This is a genomic window from Burkholderia sp. MSMB1589WGS (genome assembly GCF_001636105.1).
In the GTDB taxonomy this organism is placed as follows: Bacteria; Pseudomonadota; Gammaproteobacteria; order Burkholderiales; family Burkholderiaceae; genus Burkholderia; species Burkholderia humptydooensis.
This window is the reverse complement of the sequence record NZ_LNJT01000008.1, coordinates 1,550,978-1,577,622: the sequence shown is the minus strand read 5'-3', so window position 1 is coordinate 1,577,622 and position 26,645 is coordinate 1,550,978. Positions and strand designations below refer to the sequence as shown.

Annotated in this window: 22 protein-coding genes and 2 pseudogenes; 13 read left to right on the top strand and 11 right to left on the bottom strand. The window is 66.0% G+C overall.

Going from position 1 to position 26,645, the window contains the following annotated elements:
- Positions 1–17: 17 nt before the first annotated feature.
- Positions 18–767 carry an IclR family transcriptional regulator gene (locus WT16_RS24650; protein ID WP_015604095.1) on the bottom strand — a complete coding sequence of 250 codons (750 nt, stop codon included), beginning with the start codon at positions 765–767 and terminating at the stop codon, positions 18–20.
- Between the two features lie 221 nt (positions 768–988).
- On the opposite strand from WT16_RS24650, the gene WT16_RS24645 reads away from it, so the two are divergent.
- The 3 genes from WT16_RS24645 (at position 989) to WT16_RS24635 (ending at position 4,755) form a co-directional block, all read left to right on the top strand.
- Complete coding sequence (locus tag WT16_RS24645; protein ID WP_015604109.1) at positions 989–1,894, top strand: CoA ester lyase; 906 nt, start codon at positions 989–991, stop codon at positions 1,892–1,894.
- Between the two features lie 279 nt (positions 1,895–2,173).
- Positions 2,174–3,253 carry a porin gene (locus WT16_RS24640; RefSeq protein ID WP_063534439.1) on the top strand — a complete coding sequence of 360 codons (1,080 nt, stop codon included), beginning with the start codon at positions 2,174–2,176 and terminating at the stop codon, positions 3,251–3,253.
- Positions 3,254–3,294: 41 nt separating this feature from the next.
- Complete coding sequence (locus WT16_RS24635) at positions 3,295–4,755, top strand: MmgE/PrpD family protein (protein ID WP_063534438.1); 1,461 nt, start codon at positions 3,295–3,297, stop codon at positions 4,753–4,755.
- Between the two features lie 67 nt (positions 4,756–4,822).
- On the opposite strand, the gene WT16_RS24630 is transcribed toward WT16_RS24635, so the two are convergent.
- The 3 genes from WT16_RS24630 to WT16_RS24620 all read right to left on the bottom strand — a co-directional run bounded on the left by WT16_RS24630 (position 4,823) and on the right by WT16_RS24620 (position 7,510).
- On the bottom strand, positions 4,823–5,938 hold the full coding sequence (locus WT16_RS24630) for an OpgC domain-containing protein (protein ID WP_009915998.1): 1,116 nt from the start codon (positions 5,936–5,938) through the stop codon (positions 4,823–4,825).
- Positions 5,939–6,323: 385 nt separating this feature from the next.
- Positions 6,324–7,217, bottom strand: a complete 894-nt coding sequence (rarD, locus tag WT16_RS24625) for an EamA family transporter RarD (protein ID WP_006029682.1) — start codon at positions 7,215–7,217, stop codon at positions 6,324–6,326.
- Positions 7,214–7,510 carry an acylphosphatase gene (locus tag WT16_RS24620; protein ID WP_006029683.1) on the bottom strand — a complete coding sequence of 99 codons (297 nt, stop codon included), beginning with the start codon at positions 7,508–7,510 and terminating at the stop codon, positions 7,214–7,216. Before WT16_RS24620 ends, rarD begins: the two co-directional genes overlap by 4 nt.
- Positions 7,511–7,670: 160 nt before the next feature.
- Here WT16_RS24620 and hpnA point away from each other — a divergent pair, with 160 nt between their 5' ends.
- Together hpnA and WT16_RS24610 are read left to right on the top strand one after the other, a co-directional pair.
- The gene (gene hpnA / locus WT16_RS24615) at positions 7,671–8,678 is read left to right on the top strand and encodes a hopanoid-associated sugar epimerase (protein WP_009916003.1); all 1,008 of its coding nucleotides are present in this window, start codon (positions 7,671–7,673) and stop codon (positions 8,676–8,678) included.
- A 171-nt stretch (positions 8,679–8,849) separates the two neighbouring features.
- Positions 8,850–10,151 carry a hypothetical protein gene (locus tag WT16_RS24610; RefSeq protein ID WP_063534437.1) on the top strand — a complete coding sequence of 434 codons (1,302 nt, stop codon included), beginning with the start codon at positions 8,850–8,852 and terminating at the stop codon, positions 10,149–10,151.
- 177 nt (positions 10,152–10,328) lie between these two features.
- On the opposite strand, the gene WT16_RS24605 is transcribed toward WT16_RS24610, so the two are convergent.
- Positions 10,329–11,519 carry a glycosyltransferase gene (locus WT16_RS24605; protein ID WP_063534436.1) on the bottom strand — a complete coding sequence of 397 codons (1,191 nt, stop codon included), beginning with the start codon at positions 11,517–11,519 and terminating at the stop codon, positions 10,329–10,331.
- A 384-nt stretch (positions 11,520–11,903) separates the two neighbouring features.
- Between WT16_RS24605 and ispH the strand changes: the two genes are divergently transcribed.
- The 6 genes from ispH (at position 11,904) to WT16_RS24575 (ending at position 17,885) form a co-directional block, all read left to right on the top strand.
- Positions 11,904–12,845, top strand: a complete 942-nt coding sequence (gene ispH, locus WT16_RS24600; protein WP_009917431.1) for a 4-hydroxy-3-methylbut-2-enyl diphosphate reductase — start codon at positions 11,904–11,906, stop codon at positions 12,843–12,845.
- Positions 12,846–12,857: 12 nt separating this feature from the next.
- Positions 12,858–14,018 carry an adenosyl-hopene transferase HpnH gene (gene hpnH, locus WT16_RS24595; RefSeq protein ID WP_009917432.1) on the top strand — a complete coding sequence of 387 codons (1,161 nt, stop codon included), beginning with the start codon at positions 12,858–12,860 and terminating at the stop codon, positions 14,016–14,018.
- Positions 14,019–14,289: 271 nt separating this feature from the next.
- Positions 14,290–14,643, top strand: coding sequence for a DOPA 4,5-dioxygenase family protein (locus WT16_RS24590; protein ID WP_063534435.1), 354 nt, complete (start codon positions 14,290–14,292; stop codon positions 14,641–14,643).
- Between the two features lie 178 nt (positions 14,644–14,821).
- The gene (locus tag WT16_RS24585; RefSeq protein WP_063534434.1) at positions 14,822–15,745 is read left to right on the top strand and encodes a LysR family transcriptional regulator; all 924 of its coding nucleotides are present in this window, start codon (positions 14,822–14,824) and stop codon (positions 15,743–15,745) included.
- A gap of 140 nt (positions 15,746–15,885) precedes the next feature.
- Entirely contained in the window at positions 15,886–17,283 is a 1,398-nt protein-coding gene (locus tag WT16_RS24580) for an aspartate aminotransferase family protein (RefSeq protein WP_063534433.1), read from the top strand.
- Between the two features lie 176 nt (positions 17,284–17,459).
- Positions 17,460–17,885 (top strand): transcriptional regulator, encoded by a 426-nt coding sequence (locus WT16_RS24575; RefSeq protein WP_006029693.1) that lies wholly within the window; start codon positions 17,460–17,462, stop codon positions 17,883–17,885.
- A 96-nt stretch (positions 17,886–17,981) separates the two neighbouring features.
- Here WT16_RS24575 and WT16_RS24570 read toward each other — a convergent pair whose 3' ends face one another.
- From WT16_RS24570 to WT16_RS32650, 5 genes and pseudogenes are all read right to left on the bottom strand, one after another.
- Entirely contained in the window at positions 17,982–18,188 is a 207-nt protein-coding gene (locus WT16_RS24570; RefSeq protein ID WP_006029694.1) for a YbdD/YjiX family protein, read from the bottom strand.
- An 11-nt stretch (positions 18,189–18,199) separates the two neighbouring features.
- Positions 18,200–20,278 carry a carbon starvation CstA family protein gene (locus WT16_RS24565; RefSeq protein ID WP_063534432.1) on the bottom strand — a complete coding sequence of 693 codons (2,079 nt, stop codon included), beginning with the start codon at positions 20,276–20,278 and terminating at the stop codon, positions 18,200–18,202.
- Between the two features lie 240 nt (positions 20,279–20,518).
- Positions 20,519–20,662, bottom strand: a pseudogene (locus WT16_RS35455) (alpha/beta hydrolase); the annotation flags it as partial.
- 198 nt (positions 20,663–20,860) lie between these two features.
- Positions 20,861–21,121, bottom strand: a pseudogene (locus WT16_RS24560) (MlrC C-terminal domain-containing protein); the annotation flags it as partial.
- A gap of 53 nt (positions 21,122–21,174) precedes the next feature.
- Entirely contained in the window at positions 21,175–21,480 is a 306-nt protein-coding gene (locus tag WT16_RS32650) for an H-NS histone family protein (protein ID WP_082875083.1), read from the bottom strand.
- A gap of 892 nt (positions 21,481–22,372) precedes the next feature.
- Between WT16_RS32650 and WT16_RS32645 the strand changes: the two genes are divergently transcribed.
- Complete coding sequence (locus tag WT16_RS32645; RefSeq protein ID WP_082874985.1) at positions 22,373–23,443, top strand: phosphotransferase; 1,071 nt, start codon at positions 22,373–22,375, stop codon at positions 23,441–23,443.
- A 74-nt stretch (positions 23,444–23,517) separates the two neighbouring features.
- Positions 23,518–24,771, top strand: a complete 1,254-nt coding sequence (locus WT16_RS24550) for an aspartate aminotransferase family protein (protein WP_197486529.1) — start codon at positions 23,518–23,520, stop codon at positions 24,769–24,771.
- 72 nt (positions 24,772–24,843) lie between these two features.
- On the opposite strand, the gene WT16_RS24545 is transcribed toward WT16_RS24550, so the two are convergent.
- On the bottom strand, positions 24,844–26,322 hold the full coding sequence (locus tag WT16_RS24545; RefSeq protein ID WP_063534428.1) for a PLP-dependent aminotransferase family protein: 1,479 nt from the start codon (positions 26,320–26,322) through the stop codon (positions 24,844–24,846).
- Positions 26,323–26,645: the final 323 nt, after the last annotated feature.

Genomic DNA, 26,645 nt, shown 5'->3' with positions numbered 1-26,645 from the left:
CCGCCGCCGTTCTCATGTCATTCGTGCGCCGCGCCGAACAGATCGACGACCTGCGCGACGCCCGCCGCCGATGGCAGATCGCCGCCGAGCACATGCGTGAGCGCGTTCGCGGCGGCCTGCACGCGCGGCAGATAATCGGCCTGCACCTTCTTGTTGAAGCGAAAGCGCGGCACGCCGAGCGACAGCGCGCCGATCAGCGAGCGACCGACGCCGAACACCGGGCACGCGATCGCCGCGCTGTCCGGATCGCGCTCGCCGAGCGACACCGCATAGCCCTGCGCGGCCGTCTTGTCGAAGCCGCCGCCGCGCGCGCCGGAAAACGCGAGCAGCACGCGCCCCGCCGCGCCCACGTCGAGCGGATAGCGATCGCCCTCGCGCAGATAGGTCCGCACCGCGCGCCGCGGATGGATGCGGAACAGGCACACGCGCTGGTCGCCCTCGCGCACGTAGAACGCGGTCGTTTCGCCCGTCTCCGCGCCTAGCGCGTCGAGCACGGGCACGACGTGCTCGCGCAACTGGAACGACTCGCGATACATCATCCCGAGCTGGAACACCGCGGGCCCGAGCACGTAGCGGCCGTCGTTGAGCCGCTTGATGAAGCGAAACCGTTCGAGCGACTCGAACATCCGCAGCAGCGTGCTCATGTTGACGCCCGACGCTTCGCTGACCTGAGCGAGCGTCAGGCCGCCCGGCGCTTCACCGAACGCGACGAGCGCCGCGAGCGCCCGATTGACCGCGGCCACGCCGCCATCCGTCTGATTCGTCATGTCTGCCTCGTCGTCACGGCCTTTCCGGTCAGCGGGTCGGCCGCGATCAAATTTTTGAAAGTCACTTTCATTATACAAGCGAACGTCTGAAAAACAACGGATCAGGTTTCAGAAACACGTCGATGTTTACCCGATACTCATGATTATCAGGGTTAACGACAGACTTGACGTTACGCCACAATCGACAAAAATGAAAGTGACTTTCATTTTTTAGAACAGACATGAAAACATCGAACGAGCCGGTCTGGCGCTCGCTGCTCTACGTTCCCGCGCACGTGCCGCGCTTCGTCGCGAAGGCGGCCGACTGCGACGCCGACGCATTGATCCTCGATCTCGAAGACAGCGTGCCGCCCGAATGGAAGACGCCCGCGCGCGACGGTCTCGCCGATACGGTGGGCGGCCTCGCCGCCGCCGGGCGCGAGGTGCTCGTGCGCGTGAACGGGCCGCTCGAACCGCTCGTCGCGGACCTGCGCGCGGCGCTGGCGGCGGGCGTGCACGGCGTCGTGCTGCCGAAGGTGCGCGGCGCGTCGCATGTCGAGGCGATCGACGAACTGCTCGACACGCTCGAAGCCGAGCACGGCATCGCCGCGGGCCACACGCGGATCGTCGCGATCATCGAAACCCCCGGCGCATTCCAGGCGATGGAGCGGATCGCGCGCGCGTCGCCGCGCATCGCCGCGATGATGCTCGGCGGCGGCGATTTCGCGCTGCACTGCGGCGCCGAGGCGCGCGCGGACGTGCTGCGCGTGCCGAAGCAACTGCTCGTGATCGCCGCGCGCGCGGCGGGCATTCAGCCGCTCGGGCTCGTTGGCGGGCTCGACGAAATTCGCGACCTCGACATGTTCGAGCGGCTCGCGCGCGAATCGGCGGACCTCGGCTACGCCGGCGCGACCTGCATCCATCCTGCGCAAGTCGACGTGCTCAATCGCGCGTTTCGCCCGTCCGACGCCGCGGTCCGCGCCGCGCGCGAGGTCGTCGCCGCTTACGACGACGCGCGCGCGAACGGCCGCGGCGCGCTGCGCGTCGGCAACCGGATGGTCGACGCGCCGGGCGTCGCGCACGCGCGCAACGTGCTCGCGCGCGCCGACGCGATCGCGCGCCGCCCGCGACGAAGCGCGGCAGCGTGACGCGCGCCGCCATCCGATACGCGCCCGCGGCCAACGCACACGCCCGGTCCGGAGCGATGACCGGGCGGCGTCGCATCGCCGCGCGCACGACAGACCGTGTTCGATGCCGACCTGCCGGCCACCGGCAATCGCCGCCTCGACCGCGACGATGCAGGCGGCTGCGGCGGCCATGACCACGGCGAAGGCACCGGTCGCAAGCCGAAGTAGCAGCGACAGCAGCAAGCACGACGAAGAACGATCCCAAAGAAAGAAAAAGCGGAAACATAGGTGGAGACAACGATGGATAAACGACTGTCCGCGCTGTGCGGACTGGGCCTCGTCTCGGCCGGCGCATGCGCGCAAACGAGCGTGACGCTTTACGGCGTCGCCGACGCGTACATCGAGTACGCGACGAACCAGGCGAGTGCGAAAGGCGAGCCCGCCGCGCTCGCGCGGATGGGCTCGGGCGGCAAGAGCGGCTCGCGCTGGGGCATCAAGGGCGCCGAGGCGCTCGGCGGCGGCTGGCGCGCCGCGTTCCGGCTCGAGAGCGGCATCAACCTGAACAACGGCACCGGCACGGGCGCGGGCGGCTTCGACCGTTCCGCGTGGGTCGCGCTCGAGCATCCGCGCTGGGGCACGCTGCGCTTCGGCCGCCAGTACACGACGCTGTTCGACATCATGGAGCACTACTCGCCGACGGACGCGTATTCGACGCTGTACGAACCGGATGGTGCGATCATCGGCATCAACTTCCGCGAGAACAACGTCGTCAAATATCTCGCGACGGTCGGCCCGATGACGTTCGAGGCGCACTACGCGTTCAGCAACGAGCCGGGCGCATTCCAGGCGAGCGCCGCGCACGGCGCGGGCTTCGATTACACGGGCGGCGCGCTGTCGTTCGCGTTCGCGTACGACGACGTGCACACGCCGCAAGCCGGCAGCTTCGCGCATTTCCGCCGCTACGCGGCCGCCGCGATGCTGACCTTCGAGGCGACGCAACTGATCGCGGGCGTCGCGCATGGGCACGGCGGCGTCGCGACGCCGGCGGTCGTCACGCGCTACACGTTCTGGTGGATCGGCGTGCGTCAGGCGATCACGCCGGTCGTTCAACTGATCGGCGCGCTGTACGCGGAGCGCGTGCGCGCGCAAAACCCGGCGCGCACGCCGACGGCGCAGCATGCATCGGGCACGCCGCAACAGGCGACGCTGCAGCTCAACTACTTCGCATCGAAAACGACGACGCTGTACGCGGCGGCCGGCTACGCGCGCCACGCGGCGCTCGACTTCGACGATTACAACTACGGCTTCCTCCACTACTCGCTTGCCGGCGGCCGCTCCGGCAGCGCGGGCGTCGCCGTCGGCGTGCGCAAGCTGTTCTGAGCCGCGCGCCTCGATCCCTTCACCACAGGAGCCACGCCACCATGAATCGACGCCATTTCCTCGCCGCCGCAGCCGGCCTGCCGCTCGCCGCGACGCTCGCACCGCTTCGCGCGCGCGCACAACCGAACGCAGCGCCGGCGCCCACGCTCGCGCGGCAGCTCGCCGAATACGCGGCGGGATTGCGCTACGAGGATCTCGACTCGGCGACGATCGACACCGTCAAGTCGCATCTGATCGACGCGCTCGGCTGCACGCTCGCCGCGCTCGACGAGCCGCCCGTGCGCATCGCGCGCGACGCGGCGCGCAGCATCGGCGGCGGACCGTCGACGATCATCGGGACTGCAGAGCGAACGAGCCCCGATCTCGCGACGTTCGCGACGGGCACCGCGCTGCGCTATTTCGACTTCAACGACGCATACGCGGGCCGCGAAATCGGCCATCCGAGCGACAACATCGCCGCGTGCGTCGCGGTGGCCGAGGCGCAGCACGCGGGCGGCCGCGACCTGATCCTGTCGATCGCGCTCGCGTACGAGATCGCGTGCCGGCTGATGGACGCGGCCGCTATCAGCCCGCGCGGCTGGGACCACACGTGCTACTCGCTGCCCGCCGCCGCGCTCGCGGCGGGCAAGCTGATGCGCATGCCGGTCGACTCGCTCACGCAGGCCGTAAACCTGTCGCTCAACAGCCATCTCGCGCTGAACCAGACGCGCGTGCAGGAACTGTCGAACTGGAAAGCGCTTGCCGACGCGGACGCCGCGCGCAACGCGGTGTTCTCGACGCTGCTCGCGCGCGCGGGGCTCACCGGGCCGTCGCCGATCTTCGAGGGCGAGGCGGGTTTCTTCCGGCAGGTGTCGGGGCCGTTCGAGCTCGACACGAGCCGTTTCGGCGGACGCGGCGAACCGTTCAGGATCGCGCGCTGCTTCGTCAAGTACTACCCGGCGCAAGGCTTTACGCAGACCGCGATTCCGGCCGCGATCGACGTCGCGTCGCAAGCGGGCGACCTGAGCCGGATTCGCCGCATCGACGTGCACACGACACGCGTCGGCTACGTGACGGCCGGCAGCGAGCCGGAGAAATGGAAGCCGTCGACGCGCGAAACCGCCGACCACAGTCTGCCGTACGTCGTCGCGCGCGCGATGCTCGACGGCGATATCCGGACCACGAGCTTCTCGGACGCCGCGCTGCGCGATCCGGCGCTGCGCGCGCTGATCGCGAAGATCCGCGTCGAGGAAGATCCGGCGCTGACGGCGGGCTACCCGGCGCGCGCGGCGAATCGCGTGACCGCGCATTGCCGCGACGGCGCGGTCTATGCGCAGCAGATCGACGATCTGCCGGGCTCGCCGACACGGCCGATGCGTCGTGAGGATTTCGAAGCGAAATTCGTGAAGAACGGCGGCGCGCGCCTGAGCGCGCAGCGAATGCGCACGGCGCTCGACCGGCTGTGGCGGCTCGACGAACTGCAGGACGTCGCGACGCTGCCGCCGCTCTTCGCCGCGGGATGAGCGACGCGCGCGAGGCGGGCGACGAACGCGCGCGGAGCGGCCCTGTGGCGCGTCACGTTCGCCCGCTTCACGCGGCGACGCTCCTGCGCCAGCGCTGGAACAGCAGACCGGAGCGCGCGACGGTCAGCATCAGCGCGAGCGCGCAGGCGTCCGCGGCAAGGCCGACGCCGAGCTGCGGCATGCGCGCGCTGCCGTGCATGCCGTGCAGCACCGAATCGAGCGTCAGCGAGATCGCCGCGCCGACGACGAAGCACAGCATCCCGCGCTGCCCGACCGCGACGACGGGCTGCGCCGCTCGCGCGATCCTCGCAATCCAGCCGTACCGAACAAGTTCGGCCATCAGCCATGCGAACGCGACGAAATTCATCACGCGCGGCCATGCGAGATGGCGCTTGAGCTCGCCCTCCGGCAGCGGCAGCCCGGAGAACAGCTTGTAGTACGCGCATGCGAGCACGATCGCGAGCGCGACGGCGGTGATCGCCGCGCCGCCCGGCCGCGTCGCGACGTCGCGGTGCAGCGGCCAGCAGCGCATGAGCGCACCGAGCACGAACATCAGTTGCCACGCAAACGGATTGAAGCTCCAGCGAAACGAATCGGTGTCGATGAGTTGCGCCGCGAGCCACGGCGCGCAGCTCCACAGCAGCACGCTGCCGAACAGCAGCCACCACGGCCTGGCGCGCGCGAGCGGCACGATCGCGGGCGTCGCGAGCGCGAACAGCACGTACATCGGCAGCACCGCCGCGAGATACGGCTGCCGCTTGAACGTCAGCAGTTCGACGAGCCCGGTGAGCGGCGACGCGAGCAGCACGCTGATGTCGTCGAGCGCCATGTTCGGCGCGTCGATGCCGTAGTGATCGAGCACGGCCGATACGACAAGCATCAGCGTCGACGTCGCGAGAAACGCGCGGTAGATCTGCGCGGCGCGGCGCACGAAGCGCCGCCGCGCCGCGCCCGCGCCGTGACGCGCGCTGACGGCGAGAAACGCGCTCGCGGTCGCGAAGCCGCCGAGGAACACGAACACCTCGGCCGCGTCGCACAGCGCGAACGCGTGCAGCGTCACGCGCGACAGCACGCTCGCGCCGATGTGATCGACGACGATCGTCAGCAACACCAGGCCACGAAAGAAATCGACCTCGATCGAGCGGCCGGCCGGCGCGGGCGATGACATCGCGGAACCGCTCATCGCGCAGCCGGGCCGATGCGTGCGGCGAGCGCCCGGCGCCCGACGGGAAACAGGGAAATCAGGATCGCGAACCGTTTGGCCGCGACGGAACGCGAATGCCGGCGGAATGCGCGGCAATGCGCCGACGTGAAGGAGCAGCGCCCCTGCGACGTGAAGACATGACCGTTCATGGGCGGGCCCGTGGGCGAAAGAGGAAGCGAAGGAAATCGTCTTAAAAATTCTAATCGCCGCTCAGGGTATGCCCTAAGTAACAAAATGCAACGAAATCTTTAGGCGGATTACAGCGCGCGTCGCGGGACATCGATATGCGCGGGCATGCGGCGTGCTTGTCGCGGCCGGAGGCAATTCACGCGGGGAGAATCGGTCGACAACCGACCGCGCCCGCCTACCTCCGCGCGATCAGGAAGCCGTGCCACGCGGTCAGCGCAACGGCCGCCCAGATCGGCGCATATGTCGCGAGCTGCTGCCACGACAGCGCCTCGCCGAGCACGAGCACGGCGACCGCGACGAGCAGCACCGGCTCGACGTAGCCGAGAATCCCGAAGAGCGCCATCGGCAGCATGCGGCTCGCCTTCAGATGGCTCGCGAGCGCGAGCGTGCTGATCGCGCCGAGGCCCGGCAGCAGCATCGTCCACAACAGCGGCCGGCCGGCGACGCTCGTGCCGCCCGTCGCGAGCGTCGCGGCCGCCATGGGCAGCAGCACGAGCATCTCGACCGAGAACAGCGCGAGCGAATCCGCGTTCACGCGGCGTCGCAGCACGAAGTAAGGCGGATAGCCGAGCGCGACGACGAGCGTCGGCCACGCGAACGCGCGCGTCGCCCAGATCTCGTGCGCGACGCCCGCCGCCGCGCACGCGAGCGCAAGCCATTGCAGCCCGCTCAAGCGTTCGTGGTAATGGAAGCGCCCGACGAGCACCATCGTCAGCGGCAGCAGAAAGTAGCCGAGCGACACCTCGAGCATCCGGCCGTGCAGCGGCGCCCACAGGAACAGCCAGAGCTGCAGGCCGAGCAGCCCCGCGCTCGCGGCGAGCGACAGCGCGAACCGCCGGTTCGCGAGCGCGTGCGCGAGCAGCTCGCGCAACGCGGGCCAGCGGCCGCGCAGCACGACGACCGCGATCGCGCCGGGCGCGGTCCACACGATCCGCCATGCGAAGATGTCGAGGCCCGTCAGCGGCGCGAGCAGCTTCGCGTACGCGGACAACAGTGCGAACAGCGCCGACGCCGCGACCGACAGCGCGATCCCGCGCCCCGCCTGCGGATAATCGGCCGCAGCGCTCAATGCTGCTGGAAGCGCTCGAAGCGCTTGTCGGTCTGGCGCTCCTCGAACGTCACTTCGGTCACGTGCGCGGCGCTCGGGCCGTGACGCAGCCACGCGAGCATCCGGTCGATCTGCGGCGCGGGGCCCTGCAGCATCGCCTCGACCGAGCCGTCGTCGAGATTCGCGACCCAGCCGCGCAGCTTCAGCGCATGCGCCTCGCGCACGGTCGCGTGCCGGAAGCCCACGCCCTGCACCACGCCGCGCACCCGCACGTAATAGGTTTCGATCCGCTCGTCCAGATCGTCGCCGCTCATCGCATCCCCCGTGTCGTCCAGTCGATCCAAGCCCGGCATTGTAGTCGCGCGGCGCGAACGATGCTCGACGAAACCGCGCGCCGCGCATCCGGGGCGACCACGTACAATCTCGCACGACGTACAACACGCCGCGCCGCACGGCCGCGCGGCCATGAGGACCATGACTGACACACAACGCGATCTCGTTCTGGTGACCGGCGCATCCGGTTTTGTCGGCTCCGCCGTCGCGCGCGCCGCGCGGCGGCAAGGCTATCGGGTGCGCGTGCTCGTGCGGCAGACCAGCCCGCGCACGAACGTCGCGGATCTCGACGCCGAGATCGCGACGGGCGACATGCGCGACGAGGCGTCGATGCGCGCCGCGCTGCGCGGCGTGCGCTACCTGCTGCACGTCGCCGCCGACTACCGGCTGTGGGCGCCCGATCCGCTCGAGATCGAGCGCGCGAATCTCGAAGGCGCGGTCGCCACGATGCGCGCGGCGCTCGCCGAGGGCGTCGAGCGGATCGTCTACACGAGCAGCGTCGCGACGCTGAAGGTGACGCCGTCGGGCGCCTCGGCCGACGAATCGTCGCCGCTCACGGCCGAGCAGGCGATCGGCGTGTACAAGCGCAGCAAGGTGCTCGCCGAGCGCGCGGTCGAGCGGATGATCGCCGACGACAGGCTGCCCGCGGTGATCGTCAATCCGTCGACGCCGATCGGCCCGCGCGACGTGAAGCCGACGCCGACCGGCCGGATCATCGTCGAAGCCGCGCTCGGCAAGATTCCGGCGTTCGTCGACACGGGGCTGAACCTCGTGCACGTCGACGACGTCGCGCTTGGCCACCTGCTCGCGCTCGAGCGCGGGCGGATCGGCGAGCGCTACATCCTCGGCGGCGAGAACCTGCCGCTGCAGACGATGCTCGCGGACATCGCGCAATTGACGGGCCGCAAGCCGCCGACGATCGCACTGCCGCGCTGGCCGCTGTATCCGATCGCGCTCGGCGCGGAGGCGGTGGCGAAGCTGACGAAGCGCGAGCCGTTCGTGACGGTCGACGGGCTCAGGATGTCGAAGAACAAGATGTATTTCACGTCGGCGAAGGCCGAGCGCGAGCTCGGCTATCGCGCGCGGCCGTACCGCGAAGGCATTCGCGACGCACTCGACTGGTTCCGGCAGGCGGGATACCTGCGCTGAGAACCAGACGCCGGGCGCGCGCGGGCGGGCCGCACCGAACCGGCCCGGCCGCGCGTGCCGATGCTTCGCCGATCGTCGCGCGCCGCATCGCAAGCATTTTGTTACATGCGACGTTCGAACCTGCGTGAGGCCTGCGGGTAAAATCGCGGGTCTTACGTAGAGAATGCACGCATGAACCTGAACGATCAGATCGATACGCTCGACAGCCGCGTCGATCAGCTCATCCACACGGTGCGCGAAGTCGCGAGCGCCGCCCAGGAAGCCGCCGCAACCGCCATCGCAGACAAGGCCGCCGCGCAGACTGCCGTCGAAGAAGCCGCCGCGAAGCATGCGCAAGCCGCCGAAATGTCCGTCGAGCAAGCGACGCTCGAAGCCCTCGCCGCTCAGGCGGCCGCCGACAAGGAAGCCGCCGACGCGCTCGCCAGGCAAGCCGTCGCCGTCCAGGCGGCGGCCGCCGCGCAAGCGGTCACCGACAAGACCGCGGCCGAAGCGCTTGCGATGCAGGCGGCGGCGGATCGCGCCGCGGCGGAACGGGCCGCGGCGCAAGCGGCGGCGGACAAATCGGCCGCCGACGCGCTGGCTGCTCGGGCCGCAACCGATCGCGAGGCGGCGGAGCAGGCGTCGGCCGAGCGCGGCGCGGCGGATGCCGCAGCAGCGCAAGCGGCCGACGACAAGGCCGCGGCCGAAGCGCTCGCCGCGCGAGCCGCGGCCGATCGCGCCGCCGCCGAGCAGGCCGCTGCCCAGGCGGCAGCCGACCGCGCGGCTGCGGAATTGCTCGCCGCGCAGGCCGCAGCGGACCGCGCGGCCGCCGAGACGCGCGCGGCCGAACAGGCGGCGACGGCGCGCAGCGCGGCGGACGCCGCAGCAAGCCAAGCGGCCGACGACAAGGCCGCGGCCGAAGCGCTCGCCGCGCGAGCCGCGGCCGATCGCGCCGCCGCCGAGCAGGCCGCGGCTCGGGCAGCGGCCGACAAGGAAGCGGCCGAGTCGCTGCTCAATCAGGCCACGACCGAACGCTCGGCCGCCGAGACCGCCGCCGCGCGCGCGGCGAGCTACAAGGCGACGGCGGAATCGCTCGCGTCGCAATCCGAGCGAAACCGGACGATGGCCGAGCCCGCCGCGCCGATTGCGGCGACACAAACCGCGAACGGCACGCTTTCGCTGCACGTCGCACGGCCGTCGCAGGACGAGATCACGCTCGCGCTCGGCGAGCATTCGGTGTCACTGCCGCCGCCGCAGCTCAGCCAGTTGATCGAGGAACTGGCGCACGTGCGCGCATCGATGACGATCGAGCAGCCGAGCGGACTGCCGAACGGCTGGCGCTTCGTGACGACGCGCAATCCGCTGATGGCGGTCCAGAAGCAGGCGAACGGCGACCGCCTGCTGGTCGCGCGGCACAGCGGCTACGGCTGGGTACCGTTCACGTTCTCGCCGGATGTCGTGATCCAGTTGTACATGCTGCTCACGCAGAAGTGACGCGGCGGCGCGCAGTGTCCGACGCGGCCCTCGTGGCCGGCGACGGCACCGCGCCGCCGATTCGAAAGGGAAGTGCCCGGCAGGGAAATCGACGGGTGCGCCGCCCGCCCCCCGTCGCCGGCCGCCCTGTTGTCCCGCGAGCGCCAGCGCTCGCCCGCCCCGCCAGCCGGCCGATGCTCAACGATCCTGCACCGGCGCCTGCACGCGCGCCTTCCACTGTCCGCCCTTGCCGCGCCAGTAGCGCACGGCCGACGCGACCGTCGCACCGACGTAGAACAGCGCGACGAGCGGCAGCGCCGGCGCCCACCACGGCGAGCGGCGGTAGTAGCCGAGCATCGGCGCATACGCGGTGCACATCGACGCCCACGCAAGCCACGCCGGCCACGCGCGCGCGCCGTACGCGAGCGCCGCCGCGGGCGGCACCAGATAGATGATCGTCATCCCGACGAGCGTGCCGAGCAGCAGCACCGGCGAATACCGGAGCTGCGTGAACGCGGTGCGCGCGATCATGTTCCAGATGTCGCGCCAGCTATCGTACGGCCGCAAGGACACGCTGCGATCGGCAAGATCCAGCCGGATCGGGTGACGGCCGGCGCCTCGGTGCTTGATCTGCGCGGCGAGGCTGCAATCGTCGATCAGCGCGCCGCGGATCGATTCGATGCCGCCCGCCTCCTCGAGCGCGTCGCGGCGCACGAGCATGCAGCCGCCTGCCGCGCCCGCCGTCCGGTTGCGCGGATCGTTGACCCATGAGAACGGGTAGAGCTTCGCGAAGAAGAACACGAACGCCGGAATCAGCGCCTTTTCCCAGAACGAATCACAGCGCAGCCGCACCATCAGCGATACGAGGTCGCGCCGCTCGGCCTGCGCGCGCGCGACGAGCTGCGCGACCGCGTCCTCCGGATGGCCGATGTCGGCGTCCGTCAGCAGCAGGTAGTCAGCGGGCAGCCCGAGCGAGCGCACCGCGGCGATCCCCTGCGACTGCGCCCACACCTTGCCCGACCAGCCGGCGGGCAGCGGCTGCGCGGCGAGCACGGTCAGCCGGTCGGCGCGGCCGACGGCCGCCGCGGCCGCGCGCGCGGCCGCGGCGGTGCCGTCGGTGCTGTGGTCGTCGACGACGATCAGGTGGAACGCGCCTTCGTACGCCTGGCCAACCAGCGACTGGACGGCCTCGCCGATCACGTCGGCCTCGTTGCGGGCGGGCACGACGGCTGCGACGGCCGGCCAGCCGGCAGCGGCGGCCGCGCCCCGCGCGTCGGGCGGCAGCCGCCGCGCGGGGCGCGCGTGCCAGAAGCCGCCGCGCCCGAACAGCAGCACCAGCCAGATCGCGAGCGACAGGCACGACAGCAGAAACACGACGATGAGCGTCATGCGCGGCCCTCCGCCCGCACGCCGCGGCGGCCCGGCGCGCCGTCCGGACGGGCGGCCGCGCGCGCCGCCGCGCCCGTTTCGTTACGATCGACTTCCATGCGAATCAGCCCCTTCTTCAATGCATTCCGGCGTCAGCGAGCCGAAAGGTTCGGTGAAAACCGCCTAGTTTACTGGGTTTGACGCGCGCAGGCGCCGGACCTCCGGGGTTGCTCCAATTGCCACAACGTCAGGAACGGTAAAGCACGCAAAGGCCGATAGGGTTAAAATGCGCGACTACTTCGGGGTGCCGGGCCCGTTCCTGCATTCATAACATCCAAGTTGGGGCGATCGGCCCGGTCTGCCGGCCGCTCGCACCCCGCGTCAGTCGTCGGAGTTCGCCCAAATATGCGAGTCATCCTTGCCCAGCCTCGCGGCTTTTGTGCGGGGGTTGTCCGCGCGATCGAGATCGTCGAGCGCGCGCTGCAACAGCATGGCGCGCCGGTCTATGTACGTCACGAGATCGTCCATAATCGGCACGTCGTTGAAAACCTGAGAAATAAAGGGGCGCGATTCGTTGAGGAACTCGACGAAGTGCCGCACGGCGCCGTGGCCATCTTCAGCGCGCACGGCGTCGCCCAGACCGTCGAGAAGGATGCCGAGGCCCGCGGCCTCGACGTCCTCGACGCGACCTGCCCGCTCGTCACGAAGGTGCACGTGCAGGGGCGCCAGTACGTCGCGGCCGACCGCCGGCTGATCCTGATCGGCCACGCCGGCCATCCGGAAGTCGAAGGCACGATCGGCCAGATTCCGGCCGAGGTGATCCTCGTGCAGAGCGAGGCCGAGGTCGACACGCTGACGCTGCCGGCCGACACGCCCGTCGCGTACGTCACGCAGACGACGCTGTCGGTGGACGACACGCGCGGCATCATCGAGGCGCTGCACCGCCGGTTCACCGACATCGTCGGCCCGGACACGCGCGACATCTGCTACGCGACGCAGAACCGCCAGGCGGCGGTGCGCGAGCTGAGCGAACAGGTCGACGTGCTGCTCGTCGTCGGCGCGACGAACAGCTCGAACTCGAACCGGCTGCGCGAAATCGGCACCGAAAGCGGCGTGCCGAGCTATCTCGTCGCGGACGGCTCGGAAATCCGCGCTGAATGGTTCGCGAGCGCGCGCGCGGTGGGCCTCACGGCCGGCGCGTCGGCGCCCGAGGAAATGGTCGAGGATGTGATCGCCGCGCTGCGCGCGCTCGGCCCGGTCGAGGTCGCGACGATGTCGGGACGCGAGGAAAAAGTCGAATTCAAGCTGCCGGCGAAGCTCATGCAAGCTGTCGCCCGCGAAGTTTAAGGAGGACGTCTCTTGTCTATTCCGCTGCTCCAACAAGTGCGCGTCGGCGCATACATCGTGCGCCAGCACCTGTCCGGCAACAAGCGCTATCCGCTCGCGCTGATGCTTGAGCCCCTCTTCCGCTGCAACCTCGCCTGCAACGGCTGCGGCAAGATCGATTATCCGGACCCGATCCTGAACCAGCGCCTGTCCGTCGACGAATGCCTGCAGGCCGTCGACGAATGCGGCGCGCCCGTCGTGTCGATCGCGGGCGGCGAGCCGCTCCTGCACAAGGAAATGCCGGACATCGTCAAGGGCATCATGAAGCGCAAGAAGTTCGTCTATCTGTGCACGAACGCGCTGCTGATGGAAAAGAAGATGGACGACTACGAGCCGAGCCCGTACTTCGTCTGGTCGGTCCACCTCGACGGCGACAAGGACGCGCACGACCACTCCGTGTCGCAGGAAGGCGTGTACGACAAGGCGGTCGCGGCGATCAAGGAAGCGAAGCGCCGCGGCTTCCGCGTGAACATCAACTGCACGCTGTTCAACGACGCGATCCCCGAGCGCGTCGCGAAATTCTTCGATACGCTCGGGCCGATCGGCGTGGACGGCATCACCGTGTCGCCGGGCTATGCGTACGAGCGCGCGCCGGACCAGCAGCACTTCCTGAACCGCGACAAGACGAAGAACCTGTTCCGCGAGGTGTTCAAGCGCGGCGAAGGCGGCAAGCGCTGGTCGTTCAGCCAGTCGTCGCTGTTCCTCGATTTCCTGGCCGGCAACCAGACGTACAAGTGCACGCCGTGGGGCAACCCGGCGCGCACGGTGTTCGGCTGGCAGAAGCCGTGCTACCTGGTCGGCGAAGGCTACGTGAAGACCTTCAAGGAACTGATGGAATCGACCGACTGGGACAAGTACGGCGTCGGCAATTACGAGAAGTGCGCGGACTGCATGGTCCACTGCGGCTTCGAGGCCACCGCCGTGATGGACACGATCGCGCATCCGCTGAAGGCGCTGAAGGTGTCGATGAGCGGCATCCGGACCGAAGGCGCGTTCGCGCCGGACATTCCGATCGACAACCAGCGTCCGGCCGAGTACGTGTTCTCGCGCCACGTCGAGATCAAGCTCGAAGAAATCCAGCGCGCGGGCAAGGGCAAGCTGCAGAAGTCGCCGAAGCCGGCCGCGACGGCCTGACGATCGCCGCGACACGGAACGCGCTCGCGTTCTCCGTCGTCGGCCAAGGCGCCCCGGACGATGTTCGGGGCGCCTTTTGTTTTTGTTCGGGCGCATGGCTCGCGTGGAGCGACACGCGACGGCGATCGGGCAACGGCGAGCCGCCCGGCACGCTTTCCCGCGCCGGGTTACGATGCCCGCTGAGCCGGCGCCGAGACGATGCGCCGCCGCCGATAACGCTGCGCGCCGCGCCGGATGCCGCGACGCCGCCGCCGACATTCCGGGAACCGCCATGACATCATCCGACGTCGCCGCCATCACCGGCTGGCATGCCCACGTCTATTTCGACGCATCGAGCCGCGACGTGGCGTGGGCCCTTCGCGAAACCGTCGAACGCCGCTTCGGCGCGGCCGTGCAGCTCGGCCGCTTCCACGAGCGCCTCGTCGGCCCGCATCCGGCGTGGTCGTATCAGATCGCGTTCGGGCCGGCGCAATTCGCCGAAGTCGTGCCGTGGCTCACGCTGCATCACGGCGAGCTCGACGTGTTCCTGCATCCGAACACGGGAGACGAGCTGCGCGATCATCGCGACGCCGCGGTCTGGATCGGCCGCTCGCATGCGTTGAATCTCGATGCGCTGAAGTCTTAAAACGCGGAAGAGCCGACACGGCGCGCGCCGTCGCATGCCGGAATCGGCAAGCGAAACCGCCGATGCGTACATCCAGCGTTGCGCGCCGCGCAATCATCGAGTGCGTCTGGGTTGACACTGGACGGCGGACGCTCGCACTACCATTGCACCGCATGCACGTCATGACACGGAGAAGTCGATGGCACCCGATCTGAATCTGCTGATTGCGCTCGACGCGCTGCTCGAAGAAGGGAGCGTCGTCGGCGCCGCGCGCCGCATGAACCTCAGCCCGCCCGCGATGAGCCGCACGCTCGCGCGCATTCGCGAGACGGTCGGCGATCCGATCTTCGTCCAGGCCGGCCGCAAGATGGTGCCGACGCCGCGCGCGCTCGCGCTGCGCGGCCTCGTGCGCGAGACGGTCGAGCGCGCGTCGCAACTGCTCGCGCCGAGCGCCGAGGTCGATCTGCGCACGCTCGACAAGCAGTTCAGCGTGCGCGCGAACGACATCTTCGTCGGCATGCACAGCAGCCGGCTGCTCGAGGAGATGGCGCGCGGGATGCCGCGCGCGATGGTGCGCTTCATGCCCGAGGAGGACGACGTCGACGACGACGCGCTGCGCAGCGGCCGCATCGACCTGTTCATCAGCGCATCGCGCCGCCTCGGTCCGGAGATCCGCGTGCAGCCGCTCTTCACGACGAAGTTCGTCGGGCTCGCGCGCAACGATCATCCGATCTTCGACGACGACATCACGCCCGAACGCTTTGCGCACTGGCCGCATATCGGCGTGTCGCGGCGCGGCAAGTCGTCCGGGCCGATCGACACCGCGCTCGCCGAGCGCAGCCTCGAACGGCACGTGCTGCTGGTCCTGCCGACGCCGTATGCGGCCGTGTTCGCGCTGCAGGAGTCGGACCTGCTGCTGCCGCTGCCCGAGCATCTCGCGCTCGGCGCGGTGCAAGCGGGGCTCGGCGTGCGCACGTTCGAGCTGCCGGTGTCGCTCGAAACGGTGCTGATCACGCAGGCGTGGCATCCGCGCTTCCAGAGCGATCCCGCGCACCAGTGGCTGCGCCGGGTCGTGCGCGGCCTGTGCGCCGGCCCGTCGGCATTGCAGCTCGCGCACGCATGACGCGCGCGTGACGCGTAAGCCCCACGCTCACCAATGCCCCCACGCCCGATGCCCTCGTTCGGATCGACCAACTCGAACGAATATGCGAAGCTTTCGTCGACGTTCCGCGATCCCGCTTCATCCCGCACAAGGAGCCAGACTTGGAGAATCGCCACGGAGTCAACCTGGCGCGCGCCCGCGCGCTCGCCGCACGCGAACGCCACGCGTTCGAACGGGCGATGCCGAAATCGCGCGCGCTCTCGGCCGAAGCGGCGCAGCATCTGCTGTTCGGCGTGCCGCTGCACTGGATGCGCGACTGGTCGACGCCGTTCTCGCTGTACGTCGATCACGCGCGCGGCGCGCATTTCACCGACGTCGACGGCCATCGCTACGTCGATTTCTGTCTCGGCGACACGGGCGCGATGTTCGGCCATGCACCCGAGCCCGTCGCGCGCGCGCTCGCCGAGCAGGCGACGCGCGGCTACACGACGATGCTGCCGAGCGCGGACGCCGCGTGGGTCGGCGCCGAACTCGCGCGTCGCTTCGGGCTGCCGTACTGGCAGTTCGCGCTGAGCGCAAGCGACGCGAACCGCTTCGTGCTGCGCTGGGCGCGCGCGGCGACGGGCCGCAAGCACATCGTCGTGTTCAACGGCTGCTACCACGGCACCGTCGACGACGTGTTCGTCGATCTCGTCGACGGCCGGCCGGTGCAGCGCGACAGCCTGCTCGGCCAGGCGCACGATCTGCTCGCGTACACGCGCGTCGTCGAATTCAACGATCTCGCCGCGCTCGAAGCCGCGCTGAAGGACGGTGACGTCGCATGCGTGCTCGCCGAGCCGGCGCTGACGAACATCGGCATGGTGCTGCCCGATCCCGACTTCTGGCGCGAAGCGCGCGCGCTGACGCGCCGTCACGGCACGCTGCTCGCGATCGACGAAACCCATACGATCAGCAGCGGCCCCGGCGGCTACGCGAGCGCGCACGGGCTCGACGCGGATCTGCTCGTCCTCGGCAAGCCGATCGGCGGCGGCGTGCCGTGCGCGGTGTACGGCTTCAGCGCGTCGTTCGCCGAGCGCGCGCAGCACGCGAAGGCGAGCGCGCCGCCCGGCCATTCCGGCATCGGCACGACGCTGACCGCGAACATGCTCGCGATGCGCGCGATCCGCGCGACGCTCGCCGACGTGATGACGGACGCCGCGTATGCGCACATGTTCGATCTCGCGGCGCGGCTCGCGGCCGGGCTCGAGCAGGCGATCGCGCGGCGCGGGCTGCCGTGGTGCGTGACGCGGATCGGCGCGCGCACCGAATTCCAGTTCGCACCGACGCCGCCGCGCAACGGCACGATCGCCGGCATGCAGCTCGACGGCGAGCTCGAGCACATCGTGCATCTGTATCTGCTGAACCGCGGCGTGCTGATCACGCCGTTTCACAACATGATGCTCGTGTGCCCGGAGACGACCGCGGAAGACGTCGATCGGCTGGTGGCCGCGTTCGATGCATGCATCGGCGAGATGCTCGACACCGGGCCAATTATCTCACCTGAGTTAATTAAAACCTGACAACCGGATATTCCGTGCAAGGCAATGCGAAATCAAACGCCAGCTCAAACAATAAACAAGGCGCCCCAAAATCGCCCCACTCAGCCTTTCATTGCCAAGCCAAATTTATCTTTATAAAGATAATAGTAGCCTCAATGGTTGTCCGCGTTGGCGATGTGCCGCCGCACAATGCGGCCATGCCGACGCTCGAAGAAAAAACGGCGTTCGCAGAACGCCTGAAATTCGCCCTGCAGCGCAGTCCGGAGAAAATCGCCGGTGCGACCGCTCTCGCGCTGCACTTCAATCTGCGGCATCGCGGCGAACATCCGATTTCACCGCAGACCGCGCATAAATGGCTGACGGGCCGCACGGTCCCGACGCCCGACAAGCTGCGCACGCTCGCCGACTGGCTGCGCGTCGATCTGCACTGGCTCCATTACGGCCCGCCGCCCGGCGCGCCCGGCGGCAAAACGCAAGCGCCGCTGCGACGCGACGAGCAATATGCACCGACGCAGGAGACGATCGAGCTGGCGTCGAAAATCGAGGCGCTTTCGCCGCATCATCGTTATCTGATGCAGGAATTGATCGAGCATTTCTACGGCGATCCGTCGAAGCGGCGCTGAGCCGCGGCGGGCATGAAAAAAGCGTCACGGCTCGCACCGTGACGCTTTTTCCTGTTACGACAATCACGAAAGCGCCGCCGCCCGCGAACTACGCAATCAGCAGCACTTTCCCGCTCCCGAGCCGTATCGCGCGTTCTGCCGCTCGCGGAAGAACTCCTCGTACGTCATCACCGGACGATCGGGATGCGTCGCACGCATGTGCGCGACATAGCCGTCGTAGTCGGGCAGGCCGACCATCAGCCGCAACGCCTGCCCCAGATACCGGCCCGCGGTGCGCAATTCGCCGCCGAGATCGGAGAACATCGCGGCCTCCTCTAGCGTCCGCTGCCGAGCGCCTGCGCGGCCGGCATCGCCTCGTACGGCGTCTCGCGCGACGTCGGCTGCACGGCGCGCCGCGCGCGCACGACCGCGATCACGCCGTACACCGCAATGCTCGCGACGACCAGAATGAACAGCGCCGACAGCGCCGCGTCCACGTAGTCGTTGAAGATGATCCGCTGCATCTGCGCGAGCGACTTCGCGGGCGCAAGCACCTTGCCGTCGGCGGCCGCCGCCTGCAGCTTCGCCGCGTGCGCGAGGAAGCTGACCTTCGGATTCGCATCGAACACCTTCTGCCAGCCGGCCGTCAGCGTGCAGATCAGCAGCCACGCAGTCGGCACGATCGTCACCCATGCATAACGCTCGCGCTTCATCTTGAACAGCACGACGGTGCCGAGCACCAGCGCGATCGCCGCGAGCATCTGGTTCGAGATGCCGAACAGCGGCCACAGCGTGTTGATGCCGCCGAGCGGATCGACCACGCCCTGATACAGGAAGTAGCCCCACGCGGCCACGCACAGCGCGGTGGCGATCAGGTTCGCCGGCAGCGATTCGGTGCGCTTGAGCGCCGGGTGAAACGTGCCGAGCAGGTCCTGCAGCATGAAGCGGCCCGCGCGCGTGCCCGCGTCGACGGCCGTCAGGATGAACAGCGCCTCGAACAGGATCGCGAAGTGATACCAGAACGCCATCATCGCCTCGCCGCCGATCACCTGGTGCAGAATCTGCGCCATGCCGACCGCGAGCGTCGGCGCGCCGCCGGCGCGCGCGATGATCGTCGTCTCGCCGACCGCCTTGGCCGTCTGCGTGAGCATGTCGGGCGTCAGCATGAAGCCCCACTGCGTGACGGTGTTCGCGACCGCTTCCGGCGTCGTGCCGAGCACGGCGGCCGGCGCGTTCATCGCGAAATAGACGCCCGGCTCGATCACGCACGCGGCGACAAGCGCCATGATCGCGACGAACGATTCCATCAGCATTGCGCCGTAGCCGATGAAGCGCGCGTTGGTCTCGTTGTCGAGCAGCTTCGGCGTCGTGCCCGACGAGATCAGCGAATGGAAGCCCGACACCGCGCCGCACGCGATCGTGATGAACAGGAACGGAAACAGGTTGCCCGACCAGACCGGGCCCGTGCCGTCGATGAACTTCGTGAGCGCCGGCATCTTCAGCTCCGGCGCGACGATCAGGATGCCGATCGCGAGCCCGACGATCGTGCCGATCTTCAGGAACGTCGACAGGTAGTCGCGCGGCGCGAGCAGCAGCCACACCGGCAGCACCGACGCGACGAAGCCGTAGCCGATCAGGATCCACGTGAGCTGCGTGCCGCTGAACGTGAACCACGCGGCGAGCGTCGGCGAATCGTGCACGTGCTGGCCGTACGCGATCGACGCCATCAGCAGCACGAAGCCGATGATCGACACTTCGCCGATCCGGCCCGGCCGGATGTAGCGCGTGTAGATGCCCATCAGGAGCGCGATCGGAATCGTCGCGGCAACGGTGAACGTGCCCCACGGCGAGTTCGTCAGCGCCTTCACGACGATCAGCGCGAGCACCGCGAGAATGATCACCATGATCAGGAACGCGCCGAACAGCGCGATCACGCCGGGCACCGTACCGAGCTCCATCTTGACGAGATCGCCGAGCGAGCGGCCGTCGCGGCGCGTCGAGATGAACAGCACGATGAAGTCCTGCACCGCGCCCGCGAACACGACGCCCGCGAGAATCCACAGCATCCCGGGCGTGTAGCCCATCTGCGCGGCGAGCACCGGGCCGACGAGCGGCCCCGCGCCGGCGATCGCGGCGAAGTGATGGCCGAACAGCACGTACTTGTTGGTCGGCACGTAATCGAGACCGTCGTTGTACTTGACGGCGGGCGTCATCCGCAGGCCGTCGAGCTGCACGACCTTGCTCGCGATGAAGCGGCTGTAGAAGCGGTACGCAATCAAATACACGCAAACGGCGGCGATCACGATCCATAGCGCGCTGACCCGCTCGCCGTGCGCGAGCGCGATCGTGCCGAACGCGAATGCGCCGAGCAGCGCGACGGCGATCCAGATCAAATAACCGGAAGCCCGATTCATGGCGTCTCCTGTCTATTTTTTTGGAAATATGCGCGGCGGGCGGCCGCGCGCAACGACGGCAAGCGTCACGCTCCGTCGGGACGTAGCGATGGGGCCTTATTGTTCGCCTTCGACGCAAACCCAACAAGCGCATAACTACGTACAGCGGCTACGTGGCATTGCGTAGGGGTTTGCGAGAGGTGAGCGCCGTTCAATCCCTCGGAATATAGAACCGAACGGCGAGAAAGAAAACCACGTGCGCGCCACGCCCGCCGCGCTCGCCGGGCGCGGCGCGGACCCGGACCGAGTGTGAGCGAATCCGCCCAGACCGAGATCCATCAGGCCGATGCCCGCCAGCGTGGTGCCGATCAGCCGGTGGCGCCGGGCATTGATGAGATGCGACATGATGAGCCCTCCTTCAGGATTGTCAGAAAGCGCTGCGCCGTCGATGACGGGCCGGATGCGGCGCCTCGCCCCGGTCGACGATCGATTCGCGAGCCGACGCATGGCCGCATCGCATCGGCAAAAAGCAGGCACGAGCCGGACCGGCCGGCGGACATCGGTCACGCCGGCGGCTTGCCATCGAATGGGAATTGAAACGGACTAACGGGGCTGACGCATCGCCGCGCGAATCGACCCGAAGGTCGGTCCGTTCGGCCGAACGCGGATGTCGGGATCGAGGCGCGCCCACGCGAGATCCGCGGGATCGGCGGCCATCGGCCCCGGCGATTTCGCGATGAGGATCGCGCCAGCGATCGCTTCGAAGTCCGCACGAAAATGCACCGAGCTCTTGCTCACGACGATCTTCGTCCGCTCGGGCTCGATGCCCGCGACGCGAAACTGCGTAGCGTGTCGTTCAAATATGACCATTGAAACCAGTACAGGGCGCAAATATCGCCGCGGCGCTCGATTGCTGATTACGTAGGCAGGTCGATAAGGAATTCGTCGCGCGGCATGCCAGACATCCATTTCGGCGCTCGGCCTCGACCGTTCCACGTCTCCCCTGTCATCGGGTTTCGATATTTTGGAGGAAGCGGATTACGCCGCTTGTCAGGTGAGCGCAGGCGCGTCCAACTCGGAAAGATCTGCTCAGGACGAATTTCATATTTCAGAATGGCTTCGCGAATCTTTGATAGAGATCCAGCTATTTCTCGTTGGCGCGCAGCTTCAGCCTCCTTATTAAGCTCATCCAGTCGTGCCTTCAGCTCATCGTATGTTGACACCATGCCCCTCTCAAATTTTGCCCCCTTAAAAAGCCGGCTCATCACTGAGCAATACCTTTCAAGGACCACGAAATAAAAAGGCGATCGCAGGATATTGCGATCGCGAAACCGCCTGCTCGGAGGCAGAATGAAAAACGAGCAGGCGTTGATCAAATAATAATTTACGATTCAATCGATATCACAATACTGAAACTATCAGTCGAACTGCTCAGTGTGCGGCAGCCCAGAAATAATCAGGTACATATCTGCCTCCGATTTCTCCACTAGACATTGTCGTTCGATTTATATTTCCCGTATGGTGGGCCACAGCGCGACAACCTCGTCGGCCATTAAGGTGATCCAGAAAGAGGCGATGCCAAATCAAATTTATGAAGGCGAATTTGAAAATTGTATGCCATTCACCACCATAAAAACCCGCCCAACAATATCCACAAGAATCGCCACAAGCAAACGAACACAGCAGGAATCGTTACGAACAAACTTCATTGATAATTTTTATGTTAACAAAAAGATCGATAGTATATACGTGAAATTACAATATGTTAGAGTGTTTAGCGACATGCCTATTCTCAGTGTTTCACCATACATTCCATCGATACCGGTAAATCCGCCCACTTGAAGCAATTCGCCCACAACATGGAGATCGTCTTGTCGAGTTTGAATGTTGATATGAAGGCATCATGTACCGGCCAGTCCCGTTTGGGATGTTTTTAAATTCCTCAAGCGAACCATCTTTTTTGCGGCTATTTTTCCCTTCGGCTTCCCGTCAGTCAAACAACTAATATTGCAACGCGTCATCAATCTCAATGATAGCCGCCACATTTCATATTGTGAAAGCACGCAACGACATGCAATTCACCCTCGGAGAATCCGATCGTCGCCTCTCTACCGTATGACTGTGGACCTCAATGAAACGCTGACTCATCATGCAACGCCGCTAACCGTCGACGACGCCAGCACGATCGCGCGCGCCGTTTATGGTCTGCAGGCCGAGGCGACTCCATTGAGCGGGGAGCGCGACCAGAACTTCCTACTCCAGCTCGAAGACGGTAGTACTTATGTATTGAAGGCTACGCATCCGGCGGAAACACCCGGCGTCACCGACTTTCAGACGCGTGCACAACTCCATATTAAGCAGGTCGCACCGTCTCTTCCGGTAGCCAGACTGGTTCCCGCACTGAACGGAGAGGTCGTTCATTGGCACGTTACGGCAGCGTCGGAACGTCGAGCGATCCGGCTATTCACGCGGCTTCCAGGCACACTGATGTGTAACGTCGCACGCACGCCATGCCTGCGTCGCGCCCTCGGCATTGCACTCGCGCGCCTTGATCTTGCGCTGCGTGACTTTACCCATCCGCAGGCGGAACACGTGCTGCTCTGGGATTTGCAACACACGCATCGACTGCGCGGGCTATTGCCATTTATCGGGGACGACGCAAAGCGCAAGCTCGCTGCTCGCTATATGGATCGATTTGAAGTCGATGTGCTGCCACGTCTTCCGTCATTACGAAGGCAAGTGATTCACAACGACTTCAATGCGCATAACGTGATGGTCCATCCTCACCAACATGATCGCGTGACCGGGATCTTCGACTTCGGTGATATGGTGGAAGCACCGCTCGTTCAAGATCTCGCCGTTGCATGCGCATATCAGCTCTCGGAGGCCGGCAACCCTTTGACGACTGCAGCGCAATGCGTCGCCGCCTACCATGGAATTTCCCCCCTTACTGCCGGCGAAATCGAGCTTCTACCGGCCCTCATCGCCGCGCGCCTGCTCGTTACCGTCGCGATAACAGGTTGGAGGGCCACACGATATCCCGAAAATGCTGCGTATATCCTTCGAAATAACGCCTTGTCGTGGAACGGACTGCAAAACCTGGCTACGCTCGACGAGTCGCGCGCAAAAGATACGTTTCATAGTGCCTGCGAAAATCGCTCCATCGCTAAGGATAACTCCCCTTGAATGCCGACAAATCCGCGCTTGCCGCAACCGACCAGACCTCGCTCGATGGCGCACCGGTTGGTCATCGTGATCTTATCGACCGTCGGCTTCGTGTTCTCGGACCGACGTACCGACTCTTTTATGACCAACCTCTTCACATAGTGCGGGGCGACGGGGTTTGGCTCTATAGCCATGATGGAACACGGTATCTGGACGCCTACAACAACGTCGCGTCGGTTGGTCACTGCCACCCGCATGTGGTCGCGGCGATTGCACGGCAAGCGGCTACCCTCAACACGCATACTCGCTACGTGCACGAAGGGATCGTGGACTATGCGGAACGGCTACTCGCCACATTTCCGAGCGAGTTGTCCCAGATGATCTTTACCTGTAGCGGTAGTGAAGCGAACGACCTGGCGCTACGGATCGCCCGCCGCTACACCCGTAGTACGGGGGTCATCGTAACCAAGTTGGCATACCACGGAGTCACATCATCGGTGGCTGCCGTTTCGCCGTCGTTGGGCGCCGACGTGCCGCTTGGTCCCGATGTCCGGACGGTCGAACCACCAGACGGCTATCGGCAAGACCCCGCGCACGTAGCGGAAAAATTCGCGGCTGCCATACGGGGCGCCATTGAAGATCTTGCTCGCCACGGCGTCCGTCCAGCAGCATTGCTCGTAGATACCGTATTTTCGAGCGACGGCGTATTTACCGCGCCCGCTGGATTTCTCGCACCAGCAGTCGCAGCCATTCGCGAGGCCGGGGGAATCTTCATCGCAGACGAGGTGCAGGCAGGATTCGCGCGCACCGGTTCGCAGATGTGGGGGTTCCGACGACATGGTGTCGTGCCTGATCTCGTGACGATGGGGAAGCCGATGGGCAACGGCCACCCCATCGCCGGCCTCGCGGCACGATTCGAATTGCTTAAGGAATTCGGTCGGGAGTCACGCTATTTCAATACATTCGGTGGCAACCCGGTGTCGTGCGCTGCCGCGGCTGCGACGCTCGACGTCATTGAACGCGAGGCGCTACAGGCAAACGCGGCGCGGATTGGCTCCTATCTCCAGGCAGGATTACGGCGGCTCGCTAGCCGGTACGATCATATCGGCGACGTGCGCGGCGACGGGTTGTTCCTAGGCGTCGAAATCGTCAACACTCGTTGCGATCGTGTGCCCAAAGCCGATCTCGCCGTTCGCATCGTCAACGCCATGCGCGAGAGGCACGTATTGATCAGCGCAACGGGCGTGTACGGAAACGTGCTCAAAGTGCGTCCTCCGCTATGCTTTAGCCAAGACAACGCAGACCACCTGTTGGAAACGGCCGACGAGGCGTTACGAACGCTGGGTTGAACCTGATGGACGAGCGCACATCGGCGGTTGGCGATCATAGGCGGATCGCTCGCGTGCCCTTGCCTCTCGATCTCATTCGGGTACGCGCGCTCGCTCGAATGCCCGCGCGAGACGTTTGACTCCGTGCTCAATGTGTTCGAGCGACACACCGCCATAGCCGAGCACAACCGCTGGCGTCTGGGCATCCTCCGGAATGGCAACGAAATGCGGCAAACCGACCACGATCCCCTCCGACAACGCCGTGCTAGCCAATCGTCTGGGCGAGATCTGCTCGGTCAGCCTTGCAAAGACATGAAGCCCCGCCTTCGCTTGCGACAACTCAACCGCCCCACCGATTTCTCGGTTGAGCGCGTCCCTGAGTAGCAATTGACGACGGGCATACTCCTCGCGCATGCGGCGGATGTGATGCGCCAAGTGACCGTCAGCAATGAAGTCGGCGAGCGCGGCTTGCTGATGTAGCAGCCCGGGACGGTAAATTTCCGCGCACGCGTTGGAAAAAGCGCTCGCGATATGTGGGGGCACCACCAGATACCCCATCCGCATCCCTGGAAACGTCGCTTTGCTGAACGTCCCCATGTAGATTACACGGCCTTTATCATCCAGTCCCTGTAACGAGGGAATTGGCATGCCGTCGTAACGAAACTCGCTATCGTAGTCATCCTCGATTATCCAAACACCGCGCCGGCTGGCCCATCGCAATAACTCGAGGCGCCGCACGAGCGGCATTACCAGTCCCGTTGGATACTGGTGGGACGGGCTCGTTACCACCAAGCGCAAGTGCCTTGGAAGGCGACTCGCCCCCGGATCCAGTCCTGCATCATCCAATTTACCAGCGCCAATGCGTAAGCCTGCGGAGGATAAAACAGAGGGGAATGCCCAATGACAGGGATTTTCCACGACCGCGGCGTCGCCAATATCCGCTACCATTCGTGCACAGAGATCGATCGACTGATGCGTTCCTGAAGTGATGATGACTTGCTCAGTGGAACAGACGACAGATCTCGAAATTCTGAGATAGTTGGCGATCGCCTCTCGTAATGGGAAGAAGCCAGCACCATCTTTCGAATAACCGGCAAGCGATAAATCCGATTTATCGAGATAGCGCGTCACAAGGCGTCGCCAAATGTGGAATGGAAACCACGCGGCATCGGCTACGCCAGGCACGAACGCACCACCGTGCTGCCCGATTCCACCTCGCCCCCTCCCAAGAATGTCGCCGCGGCGCGATAGCGTTGACGCGGACGCGGAAGGCGCAAGTTGTTCGGGCGCCACACGGGGCCGGATCCCGATATCCGCCACGAAGGTTCCGCTCCCGCTTACCGTGACCAAATAGCTTTCAGCCGCTAGCCGTTCGTATACCAGCGATACAGTAAGCCGGGAAACTCCAAGTTCAGTTGCCAGAACTCGGGTGGCCGGCAATTTCTGTCCTGCGATCAGCAGTTGATCCAGAATGCCTCGGCGGATTGTCTCGTATATCTGGCTTTGCAGTGACCGGTCAGATTTCCTCGACAGTGTTTGTGCCAACAGATCAGACAGCAACACTTCCTTCATCGAAAGCGGCCTTATAAAGTGAGCGATTATGGCTATATATCGTATAGCCAGTCGTAGCTAGTATGCTCCAAAAGGCCAACGCGTCGAGAGGAAGACGAAATTATCAAGGCCAGCACTATACCGGGAACCATGCACAAAACCGTGGAAGGAGTCAACTAACTGGCTGACAATTTCCCATCGATAAATAATAGATGGGTATCTCTTACAAATGCGAGCAATAGAGATGAACTATTTTTTTTCCGAGATGCTGACGATAACCGTCCACTCTCACTGTTTAGCGCTGGCCCCACTCTGGCGCTCCGCCTGCCGTAGATGTGGCCCTC

Coding starts and splice junctions, on each gene's coding strand:
- WT16_RS24650 (WP_015604095.1), bottom strand. CDS start 767: ATGACGAATCAGACGGATGGCGGCGTGGCCGCGGTCAATCGGGCGCTC.
- WT16_RS24645 (WP_015604109.1), top strand. CDS start 989: ATGAAAACATCGAACGAGCCGGTCTGGCGCTCGCTGCTCTACGTTCCC.
- WT16_RS24640 (WP_063534439.1), top strand. CDS start 2,174: ATGGATAAACGACTGTCCGCGCTGTGCGGACTGGGCCTCGTCTCGGCC.
- WT16_RS24635 (WP_063534438.1), top strand. CDS start 3,295: ATGAATCGACGCCATTTCCTCGCCGCCGCAGCCGGCCTGCCGCTCGCC.
- WT16_RS24630 (WP_009915998.1), bottom strand. CDS start 5,938: ATGAGCGGTTCCGCGATGTCATCGCCCGCGCCGGCCGGCCGCTCGATC.
- WT16_RS24620 (WP_006029683.1), bottom strand. CDS start 7,510: ATGAGCGGCGACGATCTGGACGAGCGGATCGAAACCTATTACGTGCGG.
- hpnA (WP_009916003.1), top strand. CDS start 7,671: ATGACTGACACACAACGCGATCTCGTTCTGGTGACCGGCGCATCCGGT.
- WT16_RS24610 (WP_063534437.1), top strand. CDS start 8,850: ATGAACCTGAACGATCAGATCGATACGCTCGACAGCCGCGTCGATCAG.
- WT16_RS24605 (WP_063534436.1), bottom strand. CDS start 11,519: ATGACGCTCATCGTCGTGTTTCTGCTGTCGTGCCTGTCGCTCGCGATC.
- ispH (WP_009917431.1), top strand. CDS start 11,904: ATGCGAGTCATCCTTGCCCAGCCTCGCGGCTTTTGTGCGGGGGTTGTC.
- WT16_RS24590 (WP_063534435.1), top strand. CDS start 14,290: ATGACATCATCCGACGTCGCCGCCATCACCGGCTGGCATGCCCACGTC.
- WT16_RS24585 (WP_063534434.1), top strand. CDS start 14,822: ATGGCACCCGATCTGAATCTGCTGATTGCGCTCGACGCGCTGCTCGAA.
- WT16_RS24575 (WP_006029693.1), top strand. CDS start 17,460: ATGCCGACGCTCGAAGAAAAAACGGCGTTCGCAGAACGCCTGAAATTC.
- WT16_RS24570 (WP_006029694.1), bottom strand. CDS start 18,188: ATGTTCTCCGATCTCGGCGGCGAATTGCGCACCGCGGGCCGGTATCTG.
- WT16_RS24565 (WP_063534432.1), bottom strand. CDS start 20,278: ATGAATCGGGCTTCCGGTTATTTGATCTGGATCGCCGTCGCGCTGCTC.
- WT16_RS32645 (WP_082874985.1), top strand. CDS start 22,373: ATGACTGTGGACCTCAATGAAACGCTGACTCATCATGCAACGCCGCTA.
- WT16_RS24545 (WP_063534428.1), bottom strand. CDS start 26,322: ATGAAGGAAGTGTTGCTGTCTGATCTGTTGGCACAAACACTGTCGAGG.